This window comes from Eisenbergiella sp. OF01-20 (genome assembly GCF_003478085.1).
Taxonomy (GTDB): Bacteria; Bacillota; Clostridia; order Lachnospirales; family Lachnospiraceae; genus Eisenbergiella.
In genome coordinates, this window is sequence record NZ_QUES01000040.1 from 46188 (window position 1) to 53832 (window position 7645).

A 7645-nucleotide genomic window follows, 5' to 3' on the forward strand; every position below is an offset into this window, starting at 1 on the left:
TGCCCGGACTGAAAAGCATAGGATAATAATTTCAGAAGGAGGAAGGTATTAATGAAGAAAATGGTAAAAGCGATTTCCCTGGCCCTGATGGCGGCGGCTGTCCTTACAGGATGCGGAAAGGACAGCACAGGGACGGAGGCGGTCAGCACAAAAAATGCGGAAGGCAGGTACGATCCGGTCCTGACAATCCGCATCGCAAAGCAGCTGGACGAAAACACAGGAAGATATGGGGAGGGGGAGGACATCAACAAAAACTCCATGGTGGATCTGGCGGCGGAAAAGCTGGGAATTAAGATGGAAACTATTTTACTTGGAGGAGATGCGGGCAATTATGATACAAAGCTCCGCCTGGCGCTTACCGGTTCAGAAGAGCTTCCGGATGTTTTCCCGGTTTACGGGACACAGATGATAGCCGATATGATTGAGTCCGGGAAAGTGAAAGCAATTGATGAGGATATCGAGAAGTACATGCCGGACAGGCTGAAGGAAATCTATGATAAGTACCCCCAGACCTTTTATCCGGTCATCAAAGATGGAAAGACCTACGGCATTGCCTGTACCCCTTTTCTGACAGAAGGCCAGGTCATGATAATCCGGCAGGACTGGCTGGATAAGCTGGGCCTGAAGGCGCCTGCCACAATGGATGAATTCGAAGAGGTTATCAGGGCATTTACGGAGCAGGATCCGGACGGGAACGGGAAAAAGGATACCTATGGTTTTACTTATGCAGGCGACAGTATCTACAATACCGGGTGGGTTGCGGATCCCGTTATCCTTTTCTCCGCGAATGCGGGAAAGCATTTTCCGGGAAGCTGGCAGGAGGATGAAAACGGTCAGCTGGTATACGGCTCCATACATGAAGGAAACAAAAAGACGCTGGAACGGATGGCGCAGTGGCACGCAAACGGATGGATGTTCCAGGAAGCCGCAGCAACCGGCGCATGGGATGCCATGATGCAGTTTACCGAAGGGAAAGCGGGAATTTTTATCGGAAGGCCATGGGCGATCGGTTCGGTCAGAGATGTGGAAACGGTTTGTCCGGAAGCGGTGATCAAAGCATATCCCAATATTCTGCAGGATAACGGGGAGCCATCTTACCAGTCGGCCCAGATCAACGACGGCTGGCTGATGTTCAATAAGGATTTCAATAATATGGAGGCCTTCTTTACCTATTATGACTGGATTTATGACGCGGCATTCGGGACAGGAGACTTCAAATACGGCTATCTGGAGGGGTACGATTATGATATTGTAGGGGACACCGTTGTTTATGATTCCCAATTGTTTGATCCCCCGGTAACCGATCCGTTTATGCCGGGAAAATCAACCGTTCTCAAAAATACGCCTTCTATCGATACCATGCAGCCCTATATGGATGTCAGTACGGGAATGACACCGGAAACCAGCGCCCAGATCAAGGCCGCGGCCGATTTTAAGGCTTCGCCGGATATGGCCGAAGGATATGTGGTGGCAGGTGAACATAAGGACGAGCTGTTCCCGAACCTGTTTAACGGGGAGCCTACGGCAACCATGAAGAAAAAATGGGAACAGCTGCAGACCATGGAAAAACAAATCTATACCAACATTATCTATGGGAAGGAGCCTGTGGACGCCTTCGACAAATTTGTGGAAGAATGGAAAAACCAGGGCGGCGACCAGATAACCCAGGAAGTGAATGAATGGTATCAATCCGTTAAATAGTTGGTTATACGCGGGACTGTCAGAAGCTGACAGTCCCTGCATCTATAGTAAAAATAAGGAATTCCTGGTATAATTCTTTGGGATAAGACGAAGGCGGACGGAGGATCCGGTAATAGGGTGGGGTATGAAAAAAATAAAGTCAATTTTTATTATATTTGGTTTTTTTCTCATTATGATAATTGCGAGCTTTTTGATTTTATACCAGTATAGTGCCGTCAGCCTCAGGGAATCCCTTATGCGCGTGGCGCAGATCCAGATGGAATATGCCAGGGCCCTTCTGGAACAGAAAATCAATGAAATAGAGATAGAAGCGGATGGCATCCTAAACAGCAATGATTTTAAAGAGCTGCAGCTTATGGTCATGGAGGAGTACGATCCCTATGACTATGTCATGGGCGTAAAAAATATCAAAGAATACCTGAACAGACGCCAGAGGAGCAATGTGGGCATGTCGGAATTCATATTGTACTGGCCGGAACCAAACTACCTCATCTCCACATTGAATAAATCGGATGTAAGCCGGAATATGCTGGACAGGGCGGAGGATAACAAGTGGTTTTACTGGGAAAAAGAGGTATATTTCGTAAGGCGCTATTCGGCAGACTGGGTACCGGCGGAAGAACAACCCTATCTCTTCATCAAAATGGAGCGTGATCACCTCTATAAGATAAAAAACATGGCATCAGGCATGGGAACCGGAGGGACTCTTCTTGTGTTTCCCGACAGGCAAAGCCTTTTTTCCGCCGACGGTATGGAACAGGCCCTGCTGACAGGGCTGGCGGAAAAACAGGATAAGGAAGCCTTTGAACTGGCTGCTGCCAACGAAAAGTACCAGATTATCAAATCAGGAGCCGTACGGAACGGGCTGGAGCTCATCGCCTATTATCCCCTGAATGAAATGAGAAAACCTATCATGGATATGATGGGGATAACAGCAAGGCTTCTGGGGGTAATTCTTGCTATCGGGTTTGTTTTTATGGTATTATACTACAAAAATATCCTGCTGCAGCTCAAAATAATTACGGAAAAGCTCAGGCAGGTGGAGGACGGCGACTTCACCTCCCAGATTGAGGAGCTGCCGGATAATGAATTCTCTTATGTTTTCCAGCAATTCAATCAGATGGTATCCCGGATCGGCGATTTGGTGTTATCCACGATTAAAGAACAGCAGCTCAGGAACCAGGCGGAGCTGCGCCAGCTGCAGCTTCAGATCCATCCCCATTTTCTCTATAACAGTCTTTCCTATATCGTGACAGTGGCGGATAAACCGGAGGCCGTAACGGAAATGGCAGTCCATCTGGCCGGCTATTACAGGTACTGTACCAAAAAGAAGGCAATTACAAGCATCGGGGAAGAGGTTTCCTATGCAAAAGCCTATTTGTCCATTATGGCTATGCGTAAAAGCATAACCTATAACATAAATGTCTCCGAGTCCCTGTATGATACACCGATCATTCCCCTGATTCTGCAGCCCATCATCGAAAATGCCATCGAACATGCTATAGAAGAAAGGGAACATGCCAAGTATCTGTTTGTTAAAATCTATAAGCTGCCGGACGGCTCCGTCCGATTTGAGATTTCAGATGACGGGGACGGGATGTCCGAAAAGGAGATAGGACATCTGCTGGAAAACCTGAATAAAAAGAACCGGGATGAGGAAGAAAGCGTCGGGCTGTGGAATGTAAACCAAAGGCTGATTAATTATTATGATGGTTCTGCGGGACTGCGGTTCGGCAGGAGCATTTGGGGAGGCCTGCTGGTTTCCTTTACCATTTTACCGAAGAGGGCGGATAATGAAGCTGTTGATTGCTGATGATGAATTATATATGGCGGAATATATACAAAAGCTGTTGGATTGGAAGGAATACGGATTTGATCAGGTTTTCACCGCAAACGGCGGTTCCATGGCCAGGGATATCCTTCAGGAATTTGTGCCGGAGCTTCTGATAACCGATATTAAAATGCCGCGCATATCAGGGCTTGATTTGTCCGCATTCATTGAGGAGAAGAAATACCCGACAAAGGTGATTATTATATCCGGTTACAGTGAATTCGAATATGCCAAACAGGCGCTGCGTTACGGGGTGTCGGAATATCTGGTAAAACCCGTCCTGAAGGGCGACCTGGAGGAAACCCTGGAACGCATCCTGCAGAAGAATTTTGTGAAGGAGAAGAAAAAAGGGGAGGACAAAATCTGCCTGGCGGGTGATAAAAACGCGCTGATATCCTATGTGAAAAATTACATATATGAAAACTTCGATCAGCCGCTTTCCCTGGATGTGCTGGGGGAAGCCGTCCATCTCCATCCGGCTTATCTGTCCAAAGTATTTAAAGAGGTAACGGACAGGAATGTATCCGGTTATATCACGGATATCAGGATGCAGAAGGCGGCGGAACTTCTGGAGCAGACCGAACTGAAAATCCATGAGGTGATGGAACTCATCGGCTACCGGAAAAGCCAGTATTTTTCCAGGCTGTTTAAAGAAAAGTTCGGTGTGACGCCTGTGGAATACCGCAGGACGGTGAAGAAGGTTCCGGAAGAGGATCATGGTCCGGCAGCCCGGTAAACGCCATTTTTATCGGAAAGTATAATTATATTGAATAAAGGGGAAAAAGCCGGTCAACACTCCTCCTATAAGAAACAGTCTTGTAAGGAGGAAACACAATGAATATTAATAAAGGCGATCTGTACTATGCAGACCTGCGTCCCGTGGTAGGTTCGGAACAGGGAGGTATCCGTCCGGTTCTGGTCATACAGAATGATACGGGGAACCGCTACAGCCCAACCGTAATCATAGCGGCGATTACCAGCCAGACCGGCAAACATCCGCTGCCCACACATATACCCCTTGGGGAATCAAAATACGGCCTTCGTAAGGATTCCATAATCCTGATGGAACAGATACGCACCATTGATCGGACAAGGCTTAAGGAATACATAGGAAAAGTGGATAACCGTTTTCTGTATGAGGTGGACAAGGCTCTTGCGGTGAGCTTTGGGATGTGTGTGTAGAAGAAAAAGGTCAGCTCTGCGGCTTTGACGGCTTTATTTTTATGTAGTTTGACTTTTACCAGGTTTGTATTTAGACTATGGATGTATGGTAAATGCGGAAATAGATGGGTGAAAGAGAGGACTTGCTGTGAAGCTGAAAGAACGCGCAAAGAAATTGAAACAGGATATTCCGACGGTCTTTTTTTCATTGAAAGATAAAGATACGCCGGTTTTGGCAAAGATAATAGCCGGCATTACTGTCGGCTATGCATTATCTCCGGTTGACCTGATACCGGATTTCATACCTGTTTTGGGTTATCTGGATGATGTAATCCTGCTTCCGGCGCTGATAGCACTGACTATAAAACTCATACCCGGGGAGGTATGGGAACGGAATCGTGTGAAATCTGCCGATGTGTGGAAGGATGGGAAACCTGAGAAATGGTATTATGCCATTCCGGTTGTCGCTATATGGCTGCTGGTAATCTGGCTAATCATTAAAGGGATCTGGCGGTAACCCGGACCCGGTTTAGCATAGCGGGAAAAATGAGAAACCGTGGATAGGATGACAGGAACAGGTCTCTTATTCAGGGCAGAATATGGATCATCTTTTTCAGCTGAAGAGGAGAATACCCATAGTGTTTATGGAAGGCACGGATAAAATTGCGTACCTCCGGATATCCCACATGCTCCGCCGTTTCCGCAACGCTTCGCCCGGATAACAGAGAAGAAAGGCCCAGCTTCATGCGGTAATGGATAAGATACTGGTGCGGAGGGATTCCCATACAAGAGGTAAACAGGCGGATGTAATACTGGGGGTGGTATCCGCAGAGACGGCTCAGCATTTCCACGGTGATCTTTTCCTGTACATGATCCGCTATATATTGAAGGGTGCAGGCAAGCCTGCGGGGAACGGAAGGCAGCAGTCCGCGGCTGTCCAGGAAGGCTTCCAGGGCGCCGGAGAGGGATTCCATGACCGGGCAGGCTTTATGCGCCGGATTGTCCTGACACCAGGAACGCATGGCGGCGAGCAGATGGGCAGGGAAGGTATCCTCTTTAATGGGAATTTCCAGGAGTTCGTGAAGGATATGGGGGAAAATATCGATGTGGAGAAACAGGCAGCACAGCGGATTTTCCGGGTTTTGTGACATTTGGTAGGGAAGGGCGGAAGGGAAAACATACAGATAACCGGCACGGAGCCTACGGGACTGGTGTTCATCCGTATAAAGAACCTCTCCGGACAGCACATAATATACCCTGGAATAAGAAGGCGGGCGGCTTTCTTTTACCTGCCAGTCCTGCGGGACGGTTTCATAGCCATATAGTAAAAGCATATTTGTAAGCCTCTTTCCGTGTAACCGTTCCGTCTTGATGAAACGGTTGCCTTTTTATTTTATTATAGGTTTTGCTGCCCGGCCTGGCAATTGCTAAAGTTGCTTTTTGAGAAGTTTTCCATGCTATCTGCCATAGGAAGAAACGGGAAAACGGCGTAGTATAATAAGCACAGAAGGAGAAGGGAGGGCAAGGTGTAATGGAATTGAAAAAAGAAGAGGCAGAAGTGCTGCGGACACTGGCAGATACCTATATGGAAATCGCATCCCTGCCGGTGCAGCGGAAAAAAATGGAACTGTGGAAGGCGTTTAACCGACATGACAATACCCGTCCTATGGTGCTGATCGATCAGCTTCCCTGGAATGAATTGGACAGAGGCGGGGAATTGGCCTGTGTGGCGCAGGATCCTTTTTTCCGGGAGATAGAGTTTACCCTGCGCAGCACCATATATAAGTGGAACCATTTTCCTGTGGATATGGTGGTGGAACCCTTCCTCACCATTCCGTTTGCGGCACAAAACAGCGGATACGGCCTGAAGGTCATGGAAACGACCGCGGTTACGGATAAAGACAACGCCGTGGTTTCCCATGCCTTCCGGAATCAGCTGGCCGGGGAAGAGGATTTGGATAAAATACGGGATATGGTCATTACCCATGATAAAGCCCGTTCGCGGGAGTGGCGGGAAGCCGCGGAATATGTGTTTGGCGGCATCCTTCCGGTGCGGCAGGCCGGAGGTGTCTTTATCCGTCTCGGGATATGGGATGAGCTGGCGGAGCTGATGGGAGTGGAAGCCATTTATTATGATTTGATAGACCGGCCGGATTTTATCCACCGCATTCTGGAGAAGATGACGCATTCCGCGTTGGAGGGAATCCGTCAGGTAAACGAAATGGGCCTGGTGGATACGTCGGCCAATATGTGTCATTGTTCCGTTATCTACAATGACAGCCAGCTGCCGGATTTCGGAGCGGGAAAGGGGACAGATACGAAAAATGCATGGAATTTCGGGCTGGCCCAGCTTTTTACATCCGTATCTCCTGCGGTGACGGAGGAATTTGAGGTGCCGTATATATCCCGGCTGGCCGAAGAATACGGCATGATTTATTATGGCTGCTGCGACAGGCTGGATGACCGTCTTTCCCTTATCAGCAGGATCCCCCATGTGAAAAAAATATCCTGCAGCCCCTGGAGCCACCGGGAGGCGTTCGCGGAAAGGCTGCCCGGGGATATCGTGATGTCAGCCAAGCCTTCCCCTGCTTTTCTGGCAGGGGAAAGCATGGATGCGGATGTGGTTTCGGGTGATCTGGAGAGAACCTGCAGGGCCGCGCAGAAAAACGGGGTGTCCCTGGAACTGATCCTGAAAGATATCTCCACAGTCCGTTATGAACCGGAGCGGCTGGAAAAGTGGGCGGCACTGGCTATGAATACGGTGGAAAAATTCGGGTAAGGGTATTGGCAGGGGGCTTATAGTATTAATTCTAACTTCGCAGGTACCAGACGGCCCTCCGCCCGCTGTCGGCGCCCCTCTCCCGGGACGGAAAAGGATTTTCGCAGGTCCATCAGACCGGGCATTCCGATGAGCCCAGGGGCGTCAAATGTGTCAGATGAGGCTGACACATT

The 7645-nt window shown here is 48.8% G+C and carries 7 protein-coding genes; 6 read left to right on the top strand and 1 reads right to left on the bottom strand.

All coding sequences use genetic code 11. From position 1 onward, the window contains the following. The first annotated feature begins 51 nt into the window (after window positions 1-51). From DXA36_RS28075 to DXA36_RS28095, 5 genes are all read left to right on the top strand, one after another. A complete protein-coding gene (locus tag DXA36_RS28075; RefSeq protein ID WP_118682576.1) occupies window positions 52-1701 on the top strand; it encodes an extracellular solute-binding protein in 1650 nt (549 codons plus the stop codon). Between the two features lie 124 nt (window positions 1702-1825). After that, a complete protein-coding gene (locus tag DXA36_RS28080) occupies window positions 1826-3514 on the top strand; it encodes a sensor histidine kinase (RefSeq protein WP_118682577.1) in 1689 nt (562 codons plus the stop codon). After that, window positions 3495-4268, top strand: a complete 774-nt coding sequence (locus DXA36_RS28085; RefSeq protein ID WP_182479293.1) for a response regulator transcription factor — start codon at window positions 3495-3497, stop codon at window positions 4266-4268. Before DXA36_RS28080 ends, DXA36_RS28085 begins: the two co-directional genes overlap by 20 nt. 98 nt (window positions 4269-4366) lie before the next feature. Beyond that, on the top strand, window positions 4367-4714 hold the full coding sequence (locus DXA36_RS28090; RefSeq protein WP_118682579.1) for a type II toxin-antitoxin system PemK/MazF family toxin: 348 nt from the start codon (window positions 4367-4369) through the stop codon (window positions 4712-4714). A gap of 127 nt (window positions 4715-4841) precedes the next feature. Continuing rightward, on the top strand, window positions 4842-5210 hold the full coding sequence (locus DXA36_RS28095; RefSeq protein WP_118682580.1) for a YkvA family protein: 369 nt from the start codon (window positions 4842-4844) through the stop codon (window positions 5208-5210). A 70-nt stretch (window positions 5211-5280) separates the two neighbouring features. Here DXA36_RS28095 and DXA36_RS28100 read toward each other — a convergent pair whose 3' ends face one another. After that, window positions 5281-6027 (bottom strand): helix-turn-helix transcriptional regulator, encoded by a 747-nt coding sequence (locus DXA36_RS28100; RefSeq protein WP_118682581.1) that lies wholly within the window; start codon window positions 6025-6027, stop codon window positions 5281-5283. A 197-nt stretch (window positions 6028-6224) separates the two neighbouring features. Between DXA36_RS28100 and DXA36_RS28105 the strand changes: the two genes are divergently transcribed. Then, complete coding sequence (locus DXA36_RS28105; RefSeq protein WP_118682582.1) at window positions 6225-7472, top strand: hypothetical protein; 1248 nt, start codon at window positions 6225-6227, stop codon at window positions 7470-7472. Window positions 7473-7645: the final 173 nt, after the last annotated feature.